The sequence below is a fragment of the Kitasatospora purpeofusca genome (assembly GCF_036010405.1).
GTDB classification, from domain to species: Bacteria; Actinomycetota; Actinomycetes; order Streptomycetales; family Streptomycetaceae; genus Kitasatospora; species Kitasatospora purpeofusca.
On the sequence record NZ_CP108561.1, the window covers coordinates 6201633 to 6219938 of the forward strand.

General features: G+C 71.7%; 16 protein-coding genes and 1 riboswitch. Of the genes, 14 read left to right on the forward strand and 2 right to left on the reverse strand.

The window, feature by feature from the left end; all coding sequences use genetic code 11:
* Positions 1-72: 72 nt before the first annotated feature.
* Positions 73-1194 (reverse strand): glycine cleavage system aminomethyltransferase GcvT, encoded by a 1122-nt coding sequence (gene gcvT, locus OG715_RS27265; RefSeq protein ID WP_266271565.1) that lies wholly within the window; start codon positions 1192-1194, stop codon positions 73-75.
* 215 nt (positions 1195-1409) lie between these two features.
* Positions 1410-1516, reverse strand: a riboswitch (glycine riboswitch).
* A 241-nt stretch (positions 1517-1757) separates the two neighbouring features.
* Here gcvT and OG715_RS27270 point away from each other — a divergent pair.
* The 8 genes from OG715_RS27270 (at position 1758) to OG715_RS27305 (ending at position 10958) form a co-directional block, all read left to right on the forward strand.
* Positions 1758-2552 (forward strand): enhanced serine sensitivity protein SseB C-terminal domain-containing protein, encoded by a 795-nt coding sequence (locus OG715_RS27270; protein WP_266271566.1) that lies wholly within the window; start codon positions 1758-1760, stop codon positions 2550-2552.
* A 307-nt stretch (positions 2553-2859) separates the two neighbouring features.
* Positions 2860-3675, forward strand: a complete 816-nt coding sequence (locus OG715_RS27275; RefSeq protein ID WP_266271850.1) for an enhanced serine sensitivity protein SseB C-terminal domain-containing protein — start codon at positions 2860-2862, stop codon at positions 3673-3675.
* A 474-nt stretch (positions 3676-4149) separates the two neighbouring features.
* The gene (locus OG715_RS27280; RefSeq protein WP_045938975.1) at positions 4150-5139 is read left to right on the forward strand and encodes an ABC transporter permease; all 990 of its coding nucleotides are present in this window, start codon (positions 4150-4152) and stop codon (positions 5137-5139) included.
* 56 nt (positions 5140-5195) lie between these two features.
* Complete coding sequence (locus OG715_RS27285; RefSeq protein WP_266271567.1) at positions 5196-6977, forward strand: ABC transporter substrate-binding protein; 1782 nt, start codon at positions 5196-5198, stop codon at positions 6975-6977.
* A 101-nt stretch (positions 6978-7078) separates the two neighbouring features.
* A complete protein-coding gene (locus OG715_RS27290; protein WP_030392717.1) occupies positions 7079-8089 on the forward strand; it encodes an ABC transporter permease in 1011 nt (336 codons plus the stop codon).
* On the forward strand, positions 8086-9156 hold the full coding sequence (locus OG715_RS27295; RefSeq protein WP_266271568.1) for an ABC transporter ATP-binding protein: 1071 nt from the start codon (positions 8086-8088) through the stop codon (positions 9154-9156). Before OG715_RS27290 ends, OG715_RS27295 begins: the two co-directional genes overlap by 4 nt.
* Positions 9157-9190: 34 nt before the next feature.
* Positions 9191-10255, forward strand: coding sequence for an ABC transporter ATP-binding protein (locus tag OG715_RS27300; protein WP_266271569.1), 1065 nt, complete (start codon positions 9191-9193; stop codon positions 10253-10255).
* 43 nt (positions 10256-10298) lie between these two features.
* On the forward strand, positions 10299-10958 hold the full coding sequence (locus OG715_RS27305) for a trimeric intracellular cation channel family protein (RefSeq protein WP_266271570.1): 660 nt from the start codon (positions 10299-10301) through the stop codon (positions 10956-10958).
* On the opposite strand, the gene OG715_RS27310 is transcribed toward OG715_RS27305, so the two are convergent.
* Entirely contained in the window at positions 10894-11649 is a 756-nt protein-coding gene (locus OG715_RS27310) for an IclR family transcriptional regulator (RefSeq protein ID WP_266271571.1), read from the reverse strand. The two genes, OG715_RS27305 and OG715_RS27310, sit on opposite strands and share 65 nt — an antisense overlap.
* Positions 11650-11949: 300 nt before the next feature.
* Here OG715_RS27310 and OG715_RS27315 point away from each other — a divergent pair, with 300 nt between their 5' ends.
* The 6 genes from OG715_RS27315 (at position 11950) to OG715_RS27340 (ending at position 18283) form a co-directional block, all read left to right on the forward strand.
* The gene (locus OG715_RS27315; protein ID WP_266271572.1) at positions 11950-13131 is read left to right on the forward strand and encodes a cysteine desulfurase family protein; all 1182 of its coding nucleotides are present in this window, start codon (positions 11950-11952) and stop codon (positions 13129-13131) included.
* Positions 13132-13274: 143 nt separating this feature from the next.
* Positions 13275-14414, forward strand: a complete 1140-nt coding sequence (mnmA, locus tag OG715_RS27320) for a tRNA 2-thiouridine(34) synthase MnmA (RefSeq protein WP_266271573.1) — start codon at positions 13275-13277, stop codon at positions 14412-14414.
* Positions 14415-14908: 494 nt separating this feature from the next.
* On the forward strand, positions 14909-16099 hold the full coding sequence (locus OG715_RS27325) for a hypothetical protein (protein ID WP_266271574.1): 1191 nt from the start codon (positions 14909-14911) through the stop codon (positions 16097-16099).
* A complete protein-coding gene (locus tag OG715_RS27330) occupies positions 16096-16635 on the forward strand; it encodes a GNAT family N-acetyltransferase (protein WP_266271575.1) in 540 nt (179 codons plus the stop codon). Before OG715_RS27325 ends, OG715_RS27330 begins: the two co-directional genes overlap by 4 nt.
* Positions 16636-16833: 198 nt before the next feature.
* Positions 16834-17838: a hypothetical protein gene (locus OG715_RS27335; RefSeq protein WP_266271576.1), complete on the forward strand. Its 1005-nt coding sequence runs from the start codon at positions 16834-16836 to the stop codon at positions 17836-17838.
* Positions 17819-18283, forward strand: a complete 465-nt coding sequence (locus OG715_RS27340; RefSeq protein ID WP_266271577.1) for an NUDIX hydrolase — start codon at positions 17819-17821, stop codon at positions 18281-18283. Before OG715_RS27335 ends, OG715_RS27340 begins: the two co-directional genes overlap by 20 nt.
* Positions 18284-18306 lie beyond the last annotated feature (23 nt).

Consider the following 18306-nt stretch of genomic DNA (forward strand, 5'->3'; position numbering starts at 1 on the left):
GATGGGAAGCGGGTACGGCGAAGCGGCCCGGGGCGCGGACGAGCCTCGCGAGGGAAAGGTGGGGGAGCGGGGTCAGCGGGCGCGCTTGTAGAACGGCAGCGCCACGACCTGCACCGGCTCGTGCTTGCCGCGCACGTCCACCGCGACGGTGGTGCCCGGGGCGGCGTGCGCCGCGTCCACGTAGGCCATCGCGATCGGCTTCTCCAGGGTGGGGGAGGGCGAGCCGGAGGTGATCCGGCCGATCGGGGCGCCCTCGGTGGAGACCACGGTGTACTCGGCGCGCGGCACCCGCTTGCCGTCGGAGACCAGGCCGACCAGGACCCGCGGCGGGTTGGCCTCGGCCTCGGCGGCGGCCCGCTCCAGGGCCTTGCGGCCGACGAAGGCGCCCTCGTTGGTGGTCTTGTCGAAGCGCACCACTCGGCCGAGGCCGGCGTCGAACGGGGTCAGCTCGGTGGACAGCTCGTGGCCGTACAGCGGCATGCCGGCCTCCAGGCGCAGCGTGTCGCGGCAGGACAGGCCGCAGGGGATCAGGCCCCGGTCGGTGCCGGCCGCGGTCAGCGCCTGCCAGATCTGCTCGGCGTCGCCCGGGTTGCAGAAGATCTCGAAGCCGTCCTCGCCGGTGTAGCCGGTGCGGGCGAGCAGCACGTCGCGGCCGGCCACCTGGGCCGGGAGGATCGCGTAGTACTTCAGGCCGGGCAGGTCGGCCTCGGTGGTGTCGGCCAGGATCGCGGTGGACTCCGGGCCCTGGACGGCGATCAGCGCGTAGGCGTCGCGGTCGTCGGAGACGACGGCGTTGAAGCCCTTGGCGCGGGCGATCAGCTCGTCCAGCACCAGCTGGGCGTTGGAGGCGTTGGCGACGACCAGGAAGGCGTCCTCGCGCAGGCGGTAGACGATCAGGTCGTCCAGGATGCCGCCGTCCTCGGCGCAGATCATGGTGTAGCGGGCGCGCAGCACGCCGAGCGCGGAGACGAAGCCGACCAGGGCGTGGTCCAGCATCTCGCCGGCCTGCGGGCCGGTGACGGTGATCTCGCCCATGTGGGACAGGTCGAACAGGCCGGCCCTGGTGCGGACGGCGAGGTGCTCCTCGCGCTCGCTGCCGTAGCGCAGCGGCATGTCCCAGCCGGCGAAGTCGGTCATGGTGGCGCCGAGGGCGCGGTGCAGCGCGTCGAGCGCGGTGAGGCGGAGGGACGACATGGCCAGGAACTCCTCGGTCGGGGCACTCAGGGGTGCGCACGCCGGGACCGGCCCGGGCACGGGGCGGACCCTGCGCGCGGGCATGCGGCGGCTGGGTCTCCCCATCTGTCGTCGTACCTGAGAGCTTCACCGTCCACTGCCCTGCAAAGGACAGCATGGCGGCTTGCACCGTGGGTGGGCGGACGGCAGGGCCGTGCACCGCTTTCCAGATCTGCCTAACCCGTGCGGTAGGGGGGCCTGAGAGATTCCGGGGAGGACTTGCTCCTTCGGCGCCGGCTGTGCCACCAGGACGGGGCACTCCGGACTCTCCCGCGCGGGTTCGAGCGGCCGGTATGGAGTTGGAGGGCCTGGGTGGATGCCACCGCAGACGCGCACATCATGGCACGTCCGCACCGCTGGCGGGAGAGGGGGCTGCCTCACACGCCCGCTCCGCTCCCCGTGCCGCTCCCTCTGCCGCGCCCCGCCTCCCCGCGCCGCCCTTCCGCTTCCGTTCCGCGTCCCGTTCCGTCCCGCCCGGACGCTAGGCTGCGGGAATCGGCGAGCGGAGGGCGGTACAGGGGCGGATGGGCAACCCGGTGGAGCAGCAGGGCTGGGGCGGGGCGCAGTCGGCGCCGGCCGGCGGCGCGTGGCCGGCCAACGAGCTGGAGCAGGTGCTCACCGCCGCGCTCGGCGACCCGGGCGCGACCCCGCGGGTGATCGAGGTGCTGGCGCGCAGCCAGGTGTGGATCCCGCTGCCGTCCGGCGGCGACCCGCAGGGGCGGGCGCTGGACCTGCCGACCCTCGAACTGGCCGGCGGCCCCTACGTCCCGGTGTTCTCCTCCCAGGAGGTGCTGCTCCAGCAGGCGCCGGGGATGGCGTTCGCGGTCGCGCCGGTGTGGGAGTTCGCCCGCGGTCTGCCGCTGGGCGTCGGCATCGCCGTCAACCCCGACGCCCCGGTGGGCATCCCGGTCCCGCCGGAGGGCGTGGCCGAGCTGCGCCGGGGGCCGCGCGAGGACCGCTGGGACGTCGCCCAGGACGCGCCGTCCGGGGGCCGGGTGGCGCTGCGCGAGCCGGTGCCGGGCGAGGACCCGGAGCTGTTCCTGGCCGCCTGCCGCGCCGAACTGGCTCTGCTGCCCGGGGTGCTGAGCGCCCGGCGGGCGCTGGCCAGTGTCGAGGGCGAGCCGACCGTGATGTTCGTGGGCGTCCAGTTGGACCCGGCGGCCCCGGCCGACCCGGGGGCGGTGAACGAGGCGCTGGGGCGCGCGCTGGGAACCGCGCCGCTGCCCGGTGGCGTCCACCTCGTACTGCTCGACCTCGCGGACGATCCGGTGGTCGAGTGGATGGTGAACCGGGTCGCGCCCTTCCACGTACGGGGCTGAGCCGGTCCCCGGCCGTCCGTCCGGTGCCTGTCGGGCCGGATGCTCGGCGGGGGAGCGGCGGGGGCCCTGGCACGTCGGCGTGGCGGTGGTCGACGGTGCCCCATAAGGTGCGTGCTGACGGCCGCCGGGCCGCCGGTGACGGACGAGGAACGAAGAGGCGCAACGAGGTGGGCGCATGAGTGCGGGATCGGTAGCTGGCGGTGCACCGGGGCCCTGGGGCCAGGCGCCCACCGGACGCCCGGATCCGGGCGCGCTGGAACGCGCCCTGCGCGAGGTGGCGCCGGAGCGCTACGAGGCCTACGAGACGATGCTGAACGCGCTCGCCGAGGGCCGGGTCTGGATGCTGCTGTGGCACGGGACGCCGGGCAGCGCCGACGCCCAGTACGGGAACATGGAGATCAGCGGCCACGGCTACGCGCCGGCCGTCACCTCGCCCGAGCAACTGGCGGCGTCCGGCTGGGCGCGGGCGCACGAGGTGATCTCCGGCCGGGAGATCGCGACCTCGCTGTACCGGACCCGCTGGGGGCTGTGGTTGAACCCGCACGCCCCGGGCGGCGGGGTCGGGGTGCCGTGGGCGGACCTGCGCCGGGTGGCCGCGGGGCTGGACCGGCTGCCGGCCGGTCCGCTGCGGCTGAGCGAGCCGCAGGTGCCGGCCCAGCAGTTCTTCGCGCTGCTGGAGCGGCAGGCGGCCGAGGTGCGGGCGGTGCGGGCGCTGCGCCGGGCCTGGGTGCAGCCGTCGGTGGGCGAGCCGTACCTCGCCATCGGCCTCGAACTGTACGAGAGCTCGCCGCCCACGGTGGAGGCGGTGCGGGCGCTGATGCAGCGGGCGATCGCGGTCGCGCCGGAGGGGCTGGCGGTCTCGACGGTGGCGATGGCGGACGAGTTCGATCCGGTGGCGCTGTGGATGCGGGCCCACGCACGCCCGTTCTACGACCGGGAGGCGTCCGGGCACGGCCGTCCGCAGACCGGCCCGTACCCGCCGGTGCCCCCGCCGCCGTACGCCTCGCAGCAGGGCCCGGCCCAGGGTCAGGGCTTCGGTTACGGCACCCAGCCGCCGGCTCCGGCCTGGCCGGGGCAGCAGCCCCCGCCGCAGCAGCCGTGGCCCGGCTACCCCGGTCGCTGACCGGGCGGATCTTCGGAGTCCCGTTCCACGAAACCGGCTTGACGCCATGTCAGGCCGGTTTCGGCGTTTTTTCGGACGTTCTCCCCGAATCGGATGGAACCCATCTTGACATGGCTGTTACAGCTGTGTGAAGAGGGATATGCCGATGGTCCGGGAGGTGCATGCGCACAGATCACAGTTGGGCATCTGTCGGTGGTCAGGGCTGGCGTAAGCCAGTTCGGATGGCAGAGAGTTCTGCAACAGCCCGCCGCGCGTGGTTGGCGTCCCACAAGGGCGAACGCGCTGGCGGACCGCATGATCCACGTGACGCCCATCCCGCGTGGCAGCAGTACTGAGCCAGTCGTACCGCTGGAAGCACTCCGCTCCTGTACCTCAGCACGTCCGCACCCAAGCACGTCCGCACCAGCCGCGCCGCCGATCCCGGTGCCCGGCACCCGTGGGCCGGCCACCGTCGGCGAGGGGACCGAACTGACCATGACCGCACCCATCAAGACCGCCGGCAACGCACCGGAGGCAGACGCCGCCGCGAGCCCGGCCAAGAAGATCGAGGGCCGCTCGCTCGGCCGGATCGCCTGGACCCGCTTCAAGCGGGACAAGGCCGCCGTCGCCGGCGGCGTCGTGGTGATCCTGCTGATCCTGCTCGCCGTGCTGGCCAAGCCGATCGAATCGGCCTTCGGCCTCGACCCCGACGCCCTCCACCAGGACCTCCTGGACGCCGACCTCGGCGGTCTGCCGTTCGGCGACTGGGGCGGCATGAGCTGGGACCACCCGCTCGGCGTCGACCCGCTGCAGGGCCGTGACCTGCTGACCCGCGTCATCGAGGGCTCCTGGGTCTCCCTGCTGGTCGCCTTCGGCGCGACCGTGCTGTCCAACACCATCGGCACCGTGCTCGGCATCATGGCCGGCTACTACGGCGGCTGGGTGGACACCCTGATCAGCCGGGTGATGGACGTCTTCCTCGCCTTCCCGCTGCTGCTGTTCGCGATCGCGATCTCGACCTCGCTGCAGGGCGGCGCGTTCGGACTGCACGGCCTCCCGCTGCACATCATGGTGCTGATCTTCGTGATCGGCTTCTTCAACTGGCCCTACATGGGCCGGATCGTGCGCGGACAGACCCTCTCGCTGCGCGAGCGCGAGTTCGTCTACGCGGCCCGGAGCCTGGGCGCCCGCGGGCCGTTCATCCTGTTCAAGGAGCTGCTGCCCAACCTGGTCGGTCCGATCCTGGTCTACTCGACCCTGCTGATCCCGACCAACATCCTCTTCGAGGCCGGGCTGAGCTTCCTCGGTGTGGGCATCCAGCCCCCGCAGGCCTCCTGGGGCGGCATGCTCCAGGACGCGATCCGGTACTACCAGGTGGACCCCCAGTACATGGTGGTCCCCGGTGTGGCGATCTTCGTCACCGTACTCGCCTTCAACCTGCTCGGCGACGGGCTGCGTGACGCCCTCGATCCCAAGAGCAACTGACGCCGCGTCAGGATCCCTCGTTCGGCCAACACTTCCTCAAGGGGTTGATCTCACCCATGCGTAGGTCCCGTACCGTCGCACTGACCGCCACGGCTGCTGCCGCGGTCCTGGTCGTCACCGGCTGCTCGTCCAGCACGAAGAGCACCGACGCCAAGTCCACCGCCTCCGGCTCCGCCACCGAGGCCGCCGGCGGCACCGGTGCCAACGCGGCCACCAAGGGCATCGTCAACGCCTCGGACAAGAAGGGCGGGACGGTGACCTTCGAGATGAAGGGCACCCCCGACTCGCTCGACCCGGGCAACACGTACTACGCGTACATCTACAACTTCTCGCGTCTGTACGGCCGTCCGCTCACCACCTTCCAGCCGGGCGCCGGCGAGGCGGGCAACAAGCTCGTCCCGGACCTCGCCGAGTCGCTCGGCCAGGTCAGCGCCGACGGCCTGAGCTGGACGTACAAGCTGCGCAAGGGCCTGAAGTACGACGACGGCACCCCGATCACCTCGAAGGACGTCAAGTACGCCGTCGAGCGCTCCAACTTCGCGCCGGACGTGAACTCCAACGGCCCGACGTACTTCAAGGAGCTGCTGGTCGACAACCCCACGCCGTACGAGGGTCCGTACAAGGACAAGACCGGCGACCTGAAGTCGATCGAGACCCCGGACGACACCACCATCGTCTTCCACCTGACGCACGCCTTCGCCGACTTCGACTACCTGGTCAGCGCGCCGCAGACGGTCCCGGTCCCGCAGGCCAAGGACACCGGCGCCGAGTACGTCAAGAAGATCGTCTCCTCCGGCTCCTTCAAGTTCGAGTCCTACGAGGACGGCAAGCAGGCCGTCCTGGTCCCGAACACCAACTGGGACCCGAGCACCGACCCGATCCGCAAGCAGCTGCCGGACAAGATCGTGCTCCGGATGAACATCGACCAGGCCACCATCGACAAGGACCTGCTGGCCGGCAACGCCCAGGTCGACCTGGTGGGCGGCGGTGTCGACCCGCAGACCCAGGCGCAGATCCTGCAGAACCCGAAGCTGAAGGCCAACACCGACAACGCCTACGGCGGCCGTCTGGTCTACATGGCCATCAACACCGATGTCGCGCCGTTCGACAACATCGAGTGCCGCAAGGCCGTCCAGTACGCGGTCGACAAGGTCTCGGTGCAGACCGCGCTCGGCGGCCCCGTCCGCGGCCAGGTCGCCAACACCGTGCTCCCGCCCGACATCCCGGGCCACCAGGACTTCAACGTCTGGGAGACCAAGGACAACAAGGGTGACGAGGCCAAGGCCAAGGAGGCCCTGAAGGCCTGCGGCAAGGACAGCATCACCACCGTGCTCTCCGCCCGCACCGAGCGCGCCACCGAGGTCGCCGCCGCGACCTCGATCCAGGCCGCGCTGAAGAAGGTCGGCATCAACGCCGAGATCCAGCAGTTCCCGCAGGGCAAGTACCTGGCCGACAGCGCCGGCGCTCCGAAGTTCGCCAAGGAGCACAACATCGGTCTGATGATGATGCAGTGGGGCGCCGACTGGCCGACCGGCTACGGCTTCCTGCAGCAGATCGTCGACGGCCGCGCCATCAAGGCCTCCGGCAACAGCAACCTGGCCTCGCTGAACGACCCCGCGGTCAACAAGCTGCTCGACGACGCCGCCACCAACCCGGACCGCGCGGCCCGCGAGAAGATCTACGGCGACATCGACAAGAAGGTCATGGAGGCCGCGGTCTACGTCCCGCTGACCGACTTCAAGGTCTTCCTGTACCGCCCGGACAACGCCACCAACCTCGCGTCCACGCCGGCCTTCTCGGGTGAGTACGACTACCTGAACATCGGCACCACCAAGTAAGAGCCTGGCTCTGCATCCCTGAAGGCAGGTGAAGGCAGCGGCAAAGCCCGCCGCCGTCCGGAGGATCCCGGACGGCGGCGGGCGGCCGGAGCCGACCAACTGTGTTTGCCTACATCATCCGCAGGATCCTCGCCGCCGCGGTGCTGCTGCTGGTCGTCAGCGCGGTCACCTTCGCGATCTTCTTCCTGCTCCCGCGCCTCGCCGGCGAGACGGTCGACCAGCTGGCCACCCAGTACATCGGGAAGAACCCCTCTCCCGACGCGATCGCGGCGGTCAAGAAGAACCTCGGCCTCGACCAGCCGCTGTACACCCAGTACTGGAACTTCCTCAAGGGGCTGGTCAGCGGCGCCGAATACAAGTTCGGCCCGGAACCGGCCACCTGCCACGTGCCCTGCTTCGGCTACTCCTTCAAGAACCATCTGGAGGTCTGGCCCGAGCTGTCCAAGCGGATCCCGGTCACGCTGTCGCTCGCCATCGGCGCGGCCACGCTCTGGCTGGTCTCGGGCGTCGCCACCGGCGTCGTCTCCGCCCTCAGGCCGCGCTCGATCTTCGACCGGATCTCGATGGGCATCGCGCTCGCCGGCGTCTCGCTGCCGGTCTTCTTCACCGGCGCGCTGCTGCTCACGGTCTTCAGCTACGAGTGGCCGATCCTGGACAACCTCCAGTACGTCAACTTCACCGACGACCCGCTGATGTGGGCCCGCAACCTGATCCTGCCCTGGATCTCGCTGGCCTTCCTCTACTCCGCTCTCTACGCCCGGCTCACCCGGGCCGGAATGCTGGAGACGATGAGCGAGGACTACATCCGCACCGCCCGGGCCAAGGGCCTGGCCGAGCGCAAGGTCGTCACCCGGCACGGACTGCGCGCCGCGCTCACCCCGATCGTCACCATCTTCGGCATGGACCTCGGTCTGCTGCTCGGCGGTGCGCTGATCACCGAGCAGGTCTTCTCGCTGCAGGGCGTCGGCCAGTTCGCCGTCCAGGCGATCTCCGACAACGACCTGCCGAAGATCCTCGGCACCACGCTGCTCGCCGCCTTCTTCATCGTCCTCTGCAACCTCGTGGTTGACCTCCTGTACGCCGCTGTCGACCCCCGGGTGAGGCTGTCGTGACCGAGCTCCAGAAGACCCCGGCCCGCGCGGCCGCCCCGGCCGGAGGGGAACCGTACCTCTCCGTCCGGGACCTGCGGATCCACTTCGACACCGACGACGGCCTGGTCCGCTCCGTGGACGGGGTCAGCTTCGACCTGGCCAAGGGCCGCACCCTCGGCATCGTCGGCGAGTCCGGCTCCGGCAAGTCCGTCACCTCGCTCGGCATCATGGGCCTGCACCGCTCCAAGCGGGCCCGGATCACCGGCGAGATCCGGCTCGACGGCGAGGACCTCGTCGCGGCCGGACCGGACCGGGTCAGGGAACTCCGCGGCCGCCAGATGGCGATGATCTTCCAGGACCCGCTGACCGCGATGCACCCCTACTACACGGTGGGGCAGCAGATCGTCGAGGCCTACCGGGTGCACCACCCGCAGGCGACCAAGAAGCAGGCCCGCGCCCGCGCCGTCGAGATGCTCGACCGGGTCGGCATCCCGCAGCCCGACCGCCGGGTCGACGACTACCCGCACCAGTTCTCCGGAGGCATGCGCCAGCGCGCCATGATCGCCATGGCCCTGGTCAACGACCCCTCGCTGCTGATCGCCGACGAGCCCACCACCGCCCTGGACGTCACCGTCCAGGCGCAGATCCTGGACCTCATCCGGGACCTCCAGGAGGAGTTCGGCTCGGCCGTCATCATCATCACCCACGACCTCGGGGTGGTCGCCGAGCTCGCCGACGACATCCTGGTCATGTACGGCGGCAAGTGCGTCGAGCGCGGCCCGGCCGAGACCCTCTTCGACTCGCCCGAACACCCCTACACCTGGGGCCTGCTGGGCTCGATGCCGCGTCTCGACCGGGAGCTCCAGGAGCGGCTCGTCCCGGTCAGGGGCACCCCGCCCAGCCTGATCAACGTGCCGTCCGGCTGCGCCTTCCACCCGCGCTGCCCGTACGCGGCGCTGACCGGCGGGCGCTCCACCGAGGAGACCCCGGGGCTCACCGAGGTCGCGCCCGGCCACCACGCGGCCTGCCACCTCGCGCTCTCCGAGCGGCACCGCATCTTCACCGAAGAGATCGCGCCCCGGCTGTGAGCCCGGACTCGTACCACCTTTCTGGAGAGAACCGATGACGGACACCCAGGCGGCGACCATCCCCGCGCCGGCGCCCGCCCCGGATCGGCAGCCGCTGCTCCGGGTGACCGGCCTGACCCGGCACTTCCCCATCCACAGCGGCCTGATGCGGCGCCAGACCGGCGCCGTCCGGGCGGTCGACGGCATCGACTTCACGGTCGACGCCGGTGAGACCCTGGGCGTCGTCGGCGAGTCCGGCTGCGGCAAGTCGACGATGGGCCGGCTGGTCACCCGGCTCGACGAGCCGACCGCCGGGAAGATCGAGTTCGAGGGCACCGACATCACCCACCTGGGCGTCGGGGCGATGCGGCCGCTGCGCCGCGACATCCAGATGATCTTCCAGGACCCGTACTCCTCGCTGAACCCGCGGCACACCGTCGGCACCATCGTCGGCGCGCCGTTCCGGCTGCAGAAGGCCGAGCCCGAGGGCGGGGTCAAGAAGGCCGTCCAGGAGCTGCTGGAGCTGTGCGGGCTCAGCCCCGAGCACTACAACCGCTACCCGCACGAGTTCTCCGGCGGCCAGCGCCAGCGCATCGGCATCGCCCGGGCGCTCGCCCTGCGGCCCCGGATGATCGTCGCCGACGAGCCGGTCTCCGCCCTGGACGTCTCCATCCAGGCCCAGGTGGTCAACCTGCTCGACGACCTCCAGCGGGAGCTCGGCCTGACCTACCTGATCATCGCGCACGACCTCTCGGTGGTCCGGCACGTCTCCGACCGGGTCGCCGTGATGTACCTCGGCAAGATCGTCGAGATCGCCGACCGGGACTCGCTCTACCGCAGCCCGATGCACCCGTACACCACCGCGCTGATGTCGGCCGTCCCGGTGCCCGACCCGCGCCGGCGCCAGAGCGGCGGGCGCGACCGGATCCTGCTCAAGGGCGACGTGCCCTCGCCGATCAACCCGCCCAGCGGCTGCCGCTTCCGCACCCGCTGCTGGAAGGCCCAGGAGATCTGCGCGAGCCAGGAGCCGCCGCTCGTCGCGGCGACGGCAGGCCACCAGGTGGCCTGCCACTTCCCGGAGAACGCCGTCACCGGCGACGGGGCGAAGGCCTCGGCCTGACCGCGCGGTCGGAGGGGAGGGCCGGCCGGGTCACACTGGTGCGGTGACCTCGCAGATCTTCCCCTCCGACGTGCAGCAGTCGCTGGACCTCGTCGGCATCTTCGTCTTCGCCCTCTCCGGAGGGCTGCTCGCCGTCCGCAAGAACATGGACATCTTCGGCATCTGCGTCCTCGCCGAGGTCACCGCGCTCGGCGGCGGCGTGATGCGCGACCTCGTCATCGGCGCCACCCCGGTCGCCGCGTTCAGCAACCTCGGCTACTTCGTCACCCCGCTGCTCGCCGGCCTGGTGGTCTTCTTCCTGCACCCCGAGGTCGAGCGGATCAACCGCGCAGTGCAGACCCTCGACGCGCTCGGCCTCGGACTGTTCTGCGTCACCGGCACCGCCAAGGCGCACGACTACGGGCTCGGCGCGGTCTCCTCGGTCGCCCTCGGCATGGTGACCGCCGCCGGCGGCGGGGTGATGCGCGACGTCCTGGCCGGTGAACTGCCCTCGCTGCTGCGCTGGGACCGCGAGATCTACGCCGTGCCGGCCCTCGTCGGCGCCGCCCTGGTCGCCGTGCTGATCGCCCTCGGCAGCCTCACCGCCGCCACCGGCACCGCCGCCGCGCTGACCGCGTTCGGCCTGCGGATGCTCGCCCTCAAGTACGGCTGGCGCGCGCCGCGGGCCTGGCACCGCAACGGTTCTCGCACCAGCGAGGAGTAGGCGAGCCGCCGTACGCCAGCGAGACCGCCTCGGCGGTGCAGAGCAGCTCCGGCACCAGTCGCAGCAGCTCGGCCGAGGGTATCCGGTCGGCCGGCGCGGAGATCGCGCAGGCCGCGACCGCCCGCCCGTCGCTGCCCGCCACCGGCGCCGCCACGCAGGTGACCGCCTCCAGGTGCTCGGCCGACTCCGCCGCCCAGCCCCGGCGGTGCACCGCCGCCAGATCGGCGGCCAGGGCGTCGGTCGTCGCACCGGTCGGGGGCAGCCCGGCCAGCAGCACCCGGCCGATCGCCGTCCCGGCGGCCGAGGCCCGCCGCCCGATCCGGGTCGGCCGCCCCGGATCGCTGCTCCAGCGGCCGGCCAGCTCGTCCAGGTACAGCACCTCGTCGTCCTGCAGCACGGCCAACTGCACGGTGCAGCCGCAGCGCTCGTTCAGCGCGGCCAGGTACGGGGCGGCGACCTGCCGGACGTCGATCTCCTGGAGCGCCCGCTGGGCCAGCGACAGCACCCGGCCGCCGACCCGGTAGCGGCGGTCGGACAGCCGGTGCACGAAGCCGTGCTCCTCCAGGGTGCGCAGCAGCCGCAGGGCGGTGGACTTGTGCACCCCGATCGAGCCGGCGGCCTGCTCCAGGGTCACCGGTCCGTCGCCGAGCGAGCCGAGCAGGGTCAGCGCCCGATCGACCGACTGCGACATGGGGCTCCCCGTTCCTGGTTCCGGCCGGGCCGCGGGCAGGGGCCGCCGGGCCGGGTGGTGGTGGCCGTCCGGCCGGGTGGTGCTGGTGGTGGTGGCCGTCCGGCCGCCTGGCGATGGCCGTCGGGCCGCGTGGTGGTGGCCGTCAGGCTAACCGTTCGGGGGCCTTCTCCCGTACCTGGGCTGCCCCGAGGGGCAGCGGCCCGGTGACCGCTGTCCGGTGGCCGGATCGGTGCGGTGCGCCCGGCCGTCCCGGGCACGCCGGTCCGGTGCAGGCCGGAGGGCCACTACAATCGCATGGTTATGCCATACCTGGACCATGCGGCGACCACGCCGATGCTGCCCGAGGCGATCGCCGCGATGACGGCGCACCTGGGGGTCGTCGGCAACGCCTCCTCCCTGCACGCGGCCGGACGCCGGGCCCGCCGGGTGGTCGAGGAGTCCCGCGAGTCGCTCGCCGAGTCGCTCGGCGCCCGGCCCAGCGAGATCGTCCTCACCGGCGGCGGCACCGAGTCCGACAACCTGGCGGTCAAGGGCCTGTACTGGGCCCGCCGCGGCGCCGACCCGGCCCGCACCCGGGTGCTGTGCAGCCCCGTCGAGCACCACGCGGTGCTGGACGCCGTGCACTGGCTCGCCGAGCACGAGGGCGCCACCGTCGACTACCTGCCGGTGGACGCGCTCGGCCGGGTGCACCCGGCGGTGCTGCGCGAGGCGATCGAACGCGACCCCGCCTCGGTCGCGCTGGTCACCGTCATGTGGGCCAACAACGAGGTCGGCACCGTCCAGCCGGTCGCCGAACTCGCCGCCGTCGCCGCCGAGTACGGCATCCCGATGCACGCCGACGCGGTGCAGGCGCTCGGCCAGGTGCCGGTCTCCTTCGCGGGCTCCGGACTCACCGCGCTCACCGTCACCGGCCACAAGATCGGCGGCCCGTTCGGCATCGGCGCGCTGCTGCTGTCGCGCGGCGCGACGCCCGTCCCGCTGCTGCACGGCGGCGGCCAGGAGCGCGACGTCCGCTCCGGCACCCTGGACGCGCCCGCCGCCGCCGGCTTCGCGGCCGCCGCGGCCATCGCCGTCGAGCGCCGCGAGGAGCACGCGCTCGCCCTGGGCGCGCTGCGGGACGAACTGGTCGCGACCGTGCTCGCCGCCGTCCCGGACGCGGTGCTCAACGGCGACCCGGCGGGGGAGGGGCGGCTGCCCGCCAACGCGCACTTCTCCTTCCCCGGCTGCGAGGGCGACGCGCTGCTGATGCTGCTCGACGCCCGGGGCATCGAGTGCTCCACCGGCTCGGCCTGCTCGGCCGGCGTCCCGCAGCCCAGCCACGTGCTGCTGGCGATGGGCGTCGACCCGCTGCTCGCCCGGGCCTCGCTGCGGTTCTCGCTCGGCCACACGTCCACCCGCGACGATGTCACCGCGCTCGCGGAGGCCATCGCCCCGGCCGTCCAGCGCGCCCGCAACGCCGGTCTCGCGGCCGTCCGGCGCTGAGCCGGAAGGCCGTCCGGCGCCGAGCGGGAAGGCCGTCCGGCGCCGAGCGGGAAGGCCGTCCGGCGCCGAGCGGGAAGGCCGTCCGGCCGAGCGCCGGAACCCCGGCGGAATGCCGGGCGGCACCACGTACGCTTGTTGTCATCATGACTGACTTCCCGGGTGCCCCGACCGCTCCGTCCACCACCGGCCGCCTGCGTGTGCTCGCGGCGATGTCCGGCGGGGTGGACTCCGCCGTCGCCGCGGCCCGCGCGGTCGAGGCCGGCCACGAGGTGACCGGCGTGCACCTGGCGCTGTCCAGCAACCCGCAGTCCTTCCGCACCGGCGCGCGCGGCTGCTGCACCATCGAGGACTCCCGGGACGCCCGCCGGGCCGCCGACGTGATCGGCATCCCGTTCTACGTCTGGGACCTCGCCGAGCGCTTCCGCGAGGACGTCATCGACGACTTCGTGGCCGAGTACGCGGCCGGGCGCACCCCCAACCCGTGCCTGCGCTGCAACGAGAAGATCAAGTTCGCGGCGCTGCTGGACAAGGCGGTGGCCCTCGGCTTCGACGCCGTCTGCACCGGCCACTACGCCCGGATCGTCGACCTGGCGGACGGCTCCCGCGAGCTGCACCGGGCCGTCGACGCGGCCAAGGACCAGTCGTACGTGCTCGGCGTGCTCGACGCCGACCAGCTCGCCCACTCGCTCTTCCCGCTCGGCGACACCACCAAGGACGTCATCCGCGAGGAGGCCGAGCGGCGCGGCCTGGCCGTCGCCAAGAAGCCCGACTCGCACGACATCTGCTTCATCGCCGACGGCGACACCCAGGGCTTCCTGGCCCGCCACCTCGGCACCGCCACCGGCGACATCCTGGACGTCGACGGCACCAAGCTCGGCGAGCACGACGGCGCCTACGGCTTCACCATCGGCCAGCGCAAGGGCCTACGGATCGGCCGTCCGGCCGCCGACGGCAAGCCGCGCTACGTGCTCGACATCTCGCCGGTGAACAACACCGTCACCGTCGGCCCGGTCGAGGGCCTCGACGTCACCGGCCTCACCGCGATCCGCCCCCGCTGGTGCGGCACCGAGCCCCTGTCCGACGGCCGCTACACCGCCCAGCTGCGCGCCCACGGCGAAGAGGTCCCGGTCAGCGCCTCGGTCACCGACGACACCCTCCGCGTCGACCTCGACACCCCGGCCCGCGGCATCGCCCCCGGCCAGGCCGTGGTGCTGTACGACGGCACCCGCGTCGTCGGCTCCGCCACCATCGCCACCACGGAACGCCCGGCCGTCACCGCGTAGTCCGACGAAAGACGAAAGGGTCGGGCCGGAGGAACACAGCCCGGCTCTGCGGGGTGGGTGCCGCAGCGGTCGGCGTCGGGTCACCACTGGGGGATGAGTGGCGTGTTCGGTTCGTGCTGCCGCCAGGATTCGGTGACGACGGCCGGCGACGGGCGGAGCGGCCGCCCGTCGCCACAGCCCGTGCGAGCCGACAACGTGGTGAGTCGAGGCATCGAGGTCACTCCCTCGGGTGGTTTGGGTGATCTCTCACCGACAGTTGATTCGCTGGCGAGGTATTCCTAGTTCACCGTCTCGGGAGGGCCCGTGGGCCGAGAAGGACCGGACGTTTCACCGGACGTTTCGGGTGCAGTCGGCGTTCGTCGGTGGCAGGGTGTTGTAGTCGTAAGTCTGTTGAGGGGGGGCTTGTGTCAGCACTGCCACTAGCCGATCAGAGGAAGGCTGCTGGATACACCCAAGAGGCGTTTGTCACGGCGTTCTCGGATATGGCGCGGTGCATGGGCGTCGACGCGGCAGTGAGTGTGCGCCAGCTCCGCCGCTGGGAGTCACCGGATCCACCTTTGCCGCACCCGGGTCAACAGGCCGTGCTGGAAGCGATGTTGGGCGTCCCGCTCACCGAGCTCGGGTTCACCGTCCCGCCGGAGCGTGCGCGCAGTACATCGATGGACGGGTACCAGAAGGACGTGTTGCACCGTCGACAGTTCGTCGTAGACGTCGGAGCACTCCTCGGTGTGTCCGTTCTCCCCAACACACGGACCGGCCGGCGCATCGGCGCACTCGACGTCCAGGCATTCCAGTCGGACGTTGCCGGCCTCTATGCCATCGACCACTCACACGGCGGCCGAGTCGCTCGGCAAGCTGCCAAGCGCGTGTTGAAGAGCGTCGAGAAGGTCATGACCGGCGGGGCATACCTAGCCCCGGTCGGTCGTGACCTTCATGCGCTGGTCGGAACACTGCACTCCCACCTCGGGTGGATCGAGTTTGATGCGGGGAGGTCGACGGCGGCGCGCGCGGCGTGCACAGAGGCGCTGACCTCGGCGCGGCTGGTCGACGACCCGTTGTTGGAAGTCAGGGCACTTGACAGCCTGTCCCTGCTCGCGGTTGAGCAGAAACGACCATGGGAAGCAGTCGCGGCGGCGACCGCCGCCGGGGAGATCGCGCAGGTGCACGGCGGACCGAAGGTGAAATCAGTGGTTGCGCTTCGGCAGGCCCGGGCGCTGTCGTCGGCGGGGGACCATCAGGGGGCCCGTCGGGCTCTCTCGCAGGCGTTGACGTGGCAAGACCGGTCCGACAAGGACACCGATGCACCTCCGTGGACGGCGTTCGCCGGTCAGGTCGAGGTGGACTACGCAACGGCCGCGTGGCATGTGGAGACCGGGCACCTGGCGTACGCGATCCCGTTCCTCCGGTCAGCCATTGACCGGCTCGGACCGACTTACAGCCGAAATGCGGCGCTGTATCGGGCACGCTTGGCCGAGGTGCTGATGAATGCGGGCGAGGTTGATGAAGCCTGCGCCGAGGCGGTTGCCAGTGCCGACGCCGCGCAGGGGATGACCTCAACCAGACTCGCTGACCGGCTGCGTACGGTGGCATCTTCGGCCGCAGGCTTGGATACAGGGGTGGCACGGGACTGTGTTGAGGAACTCCGCGCGCTCGGCGTGACGGTACGGAAGCGGAGCACGGTGTGACGGTGACGATTCGCCCTCTGGATGGCAAGCAGACAGCCGGGCTTGAGGGGCAGTTGAAAGAGGTCTTCTCCGAGGCGTTCGCGGAGCCCCCGTACGGGGAGGGGCCGGCCGACGTGGAGCGGGCCTTCCGCCGGTTCCGCTCGCAGGTGCGGAGGCGCGGCTTTCGGGCGGTTGTCGCCTTCGACGGCGACACCGTGGTGGGTATGGCGTACGGCTACCCGCTGTCGGCGAACACCGGGTGGTGGGACACCCTGACCGATCCCGTGCCCGACGATCTCAGGCGGGAGGACGGGAAGCGTACGTTCGGGCTCTTCGAGTTGGCGGTTCGGCCTAAGTGGCGCCGCCAAGGCGTCGCCACCCGGATGCATCACGCGCTTGTCGAGGACCTCGACAATGCCCGGGTGATGCTGAACAGCCGACCGGAGGCCAAGGGGGCTCAGGCTTCCTACCGCGCATGGGGCTACCAGCGGGTCGGCTCGGCGATTCCGTGGGAGGGTGCGGCCCGGCACGACGTGATGGTTCTCGACCTGCTCTGATCCGCAGCGGAGCCCCGGGGACCCCTCCGCACGTGGGAACACTCAGCGCAGTGAATCTATGACTGTCCGTCAAATCCACTGCCTTCGTGGCATAAACTGCAATGGCCACCGCCCAGCTGGGCGGTGGCCATTCCCGCGTACGCCTACAACTTGGCGGTTCCGGCGCACGCGCATTCCACACCGGCCAGTATGCCAGCCGTGCTGTCTTCCGGCTCGCACATCGGCCACGAAAGGCTGAACGTGCACGTCGTCACGACCGAAGCTCTCGCCCTCTCCCGCCCCACCGGCACCCCGCCCGCGAACGAGTTCCGGATCCGGGTCGGGCAGTGGATGCAGAGCGTCCCGACCGGCGGGCCCTGGAAGTCCCTCGGGTCGTCCTTCGTCCTCTTCCTCATGCACGCCGCACAGAAGGCCGATGCGGACGGCACCAACCTCCACTGCCCGCCGTCCAACCTCTGGTTCTCCCGCGCCTGCCGGGTCTCCAAGGACTCCGTCCCCGGCTTCTATCGCGCCGCCGAGGCCGCCGGACTCATGGCCCTGGTCCACGGCCCCTCCGGCGTCCGGGTGCGCGGCTACGCCGTCACCATGCCCCTGGGTGGCGTCCCCGACTGGGACGCCGCCCTCGCCGTCCTGCGTGCCGACGCCCGGCGTGTCAAGCAGGAGCAACTCCGCTGCGACGCAGGTAAGTCCGCACGTGCGGAGTCGGTGAGGTCCGCACGTGCGGTGCTGCCGCAACCGCGCTGCGGCGAGAAGAAGTCCGCACGTGCGGATTCGGGCAGGTCCGCACGTGAAGGCTCGAAGCTCCGCACGTGCGGATTCAACCAGGAAGTCCCTTACCAGGTAGAGAAGATGGTTGCTGTTGTGGTGACAGGTACCACTCCGCGCGCGAGCGAGCAGCCCGCACCGCCCGACCCCACGGGCTGGGAGCGGATGACCGAGCACCTGCCGCCCGACCTCCAGGAGCCCGCCCGCGCCGTCCCGGGCGACGACCTGCTGCGCCGGGTCACTGCCATGGCCATCGGGGCCGGCTGGGCCTCCCCGGGCTGGCTCGCCGCCCGCCTGGCGTCCCACCGGTTGGCGCAGGCCCCCGACGAGCCCGCCCCTGCGGACCGTCTTGCCGCAGGTCTGGTCGCCGTCCTGGGTGTCCTCTCGGACCGACATGCCCAGGTGGGCCGGGGGTCGTATGCTCCTGCGCATGAGTGACCGCACCGGGAATCGCGGGTCGACGCCGCTCCACTCGGTGTCCGTCGCCGGGGCGGTCGTCCGTGAGGACAGCCGGGTGCTGGCGATCAGGCGAGCGGACAACGGGACTTGGGAGCCGCCGGGCGGAGTGCTGGAGGTGACGGAGGCCGTCGAGGACGGCGTGCGGCGCGAGGTGTTCGAGGAGACCGGGATCAAGGTCGGCGTGGAGCGGCTGACCGGCGTGTACAAGAACGTGAGCCGCGGAATCGTCGCCCTGGTGTTCCGCTGCCGACCGGAGAGCGGGAGCGAGCGGCTCTCGGAGGAGTCGACCGCCGTCGCCTGGCTCACACCGGCCGAGGTCTCCGACCGGATGGCCGAGGTGTACGCGGTGCGTGTACTGGACGCGCTCCGCGAGGGTGCCGCACCGGCCGCGCGGTCCCATGACGGCCGGCAGCTGCTCGGCTGACGGTCGCGAGCCGCCTGGAGGGC

Bases quoted from the DNA above. Each gene is read 5' to 3' on its own strand.
- mnmA (WP_266271573.1), top strand. From the start codon at position 13,275: ATGACTGACTTCCCGGGTGCCCCGACCGCTCCGTCCACCACCGGCCGC.
- OG715_RS27310 (WP_266271571.1), bottom strand. From the start codon at position 11,649: ATGTCGCAGTCGGTCGATCGGGCGCTGACCCTGCTCGGCTCGCTCGGC.
- OG715_RS27315 (WP_266271572.1), top strand. From the start codon at position 11,950: ATGCCATACCTGGACCATGCGGCGACCACGCCGATGCTGCCCGAGGCG.
- OG715_RS27325 (WP_266271574.1), top strand. From the start codon at position 14,909: ATGGGCGTCGACGCGGCAGTGAGTGTGCGCCAGCTCCGCCGCTGGGAG.
- OG715_RS27275 (WP_266271850.1), top strand. From the start codon at position 2,860: ATGCTGAACGCGCTCGCCGAGGGCCGGGTCTGGATGCTGCTGTGGCAC.
- OG715_RS27285 (WP_266271567.1), top strand. From the start codon at position 5,196: ATGCGTAGGTCCCGTACCGTCGCACTGACCGCCACGGCTGCTGCCGCG.
- OG715_RS27340 (WP_266271577.1), top strand. From the start codon at position 17,819: ATGCTCCTGCGCATGAGTGACCGCACCGGGAATCGCGGGTCGACGCCG.
- gcvT (WP_266271565.1), bottom strand. From the start codon at position 1,194: ATGTCGTCCCTCCGCCTCACCGCGCTCGACGCGCTGCACCGCGCCCTC.
- OG715_RS27270 (WP_266271566.1), top strand. From the start codon at position 1,758: ATGGGCAACCCGGTGGAGCAGCAGGGCTGGGGCGGGGCGCAGTCGGCG.
- OG715_RS27280 (WP_045938975.1), top strand. From the start codon at position 4,150: ATGACCGCACCCATCAAGACCGCCGGCAACGCACCGGAGGCAGACGCC.
- OG715_RS27300 (WP_266271569.1), top strand. From the start codon at position 9,191: ATGACGGACACCCAGGCGGCGACCATCCCCGCGCCGGCGCCCGCCCCG.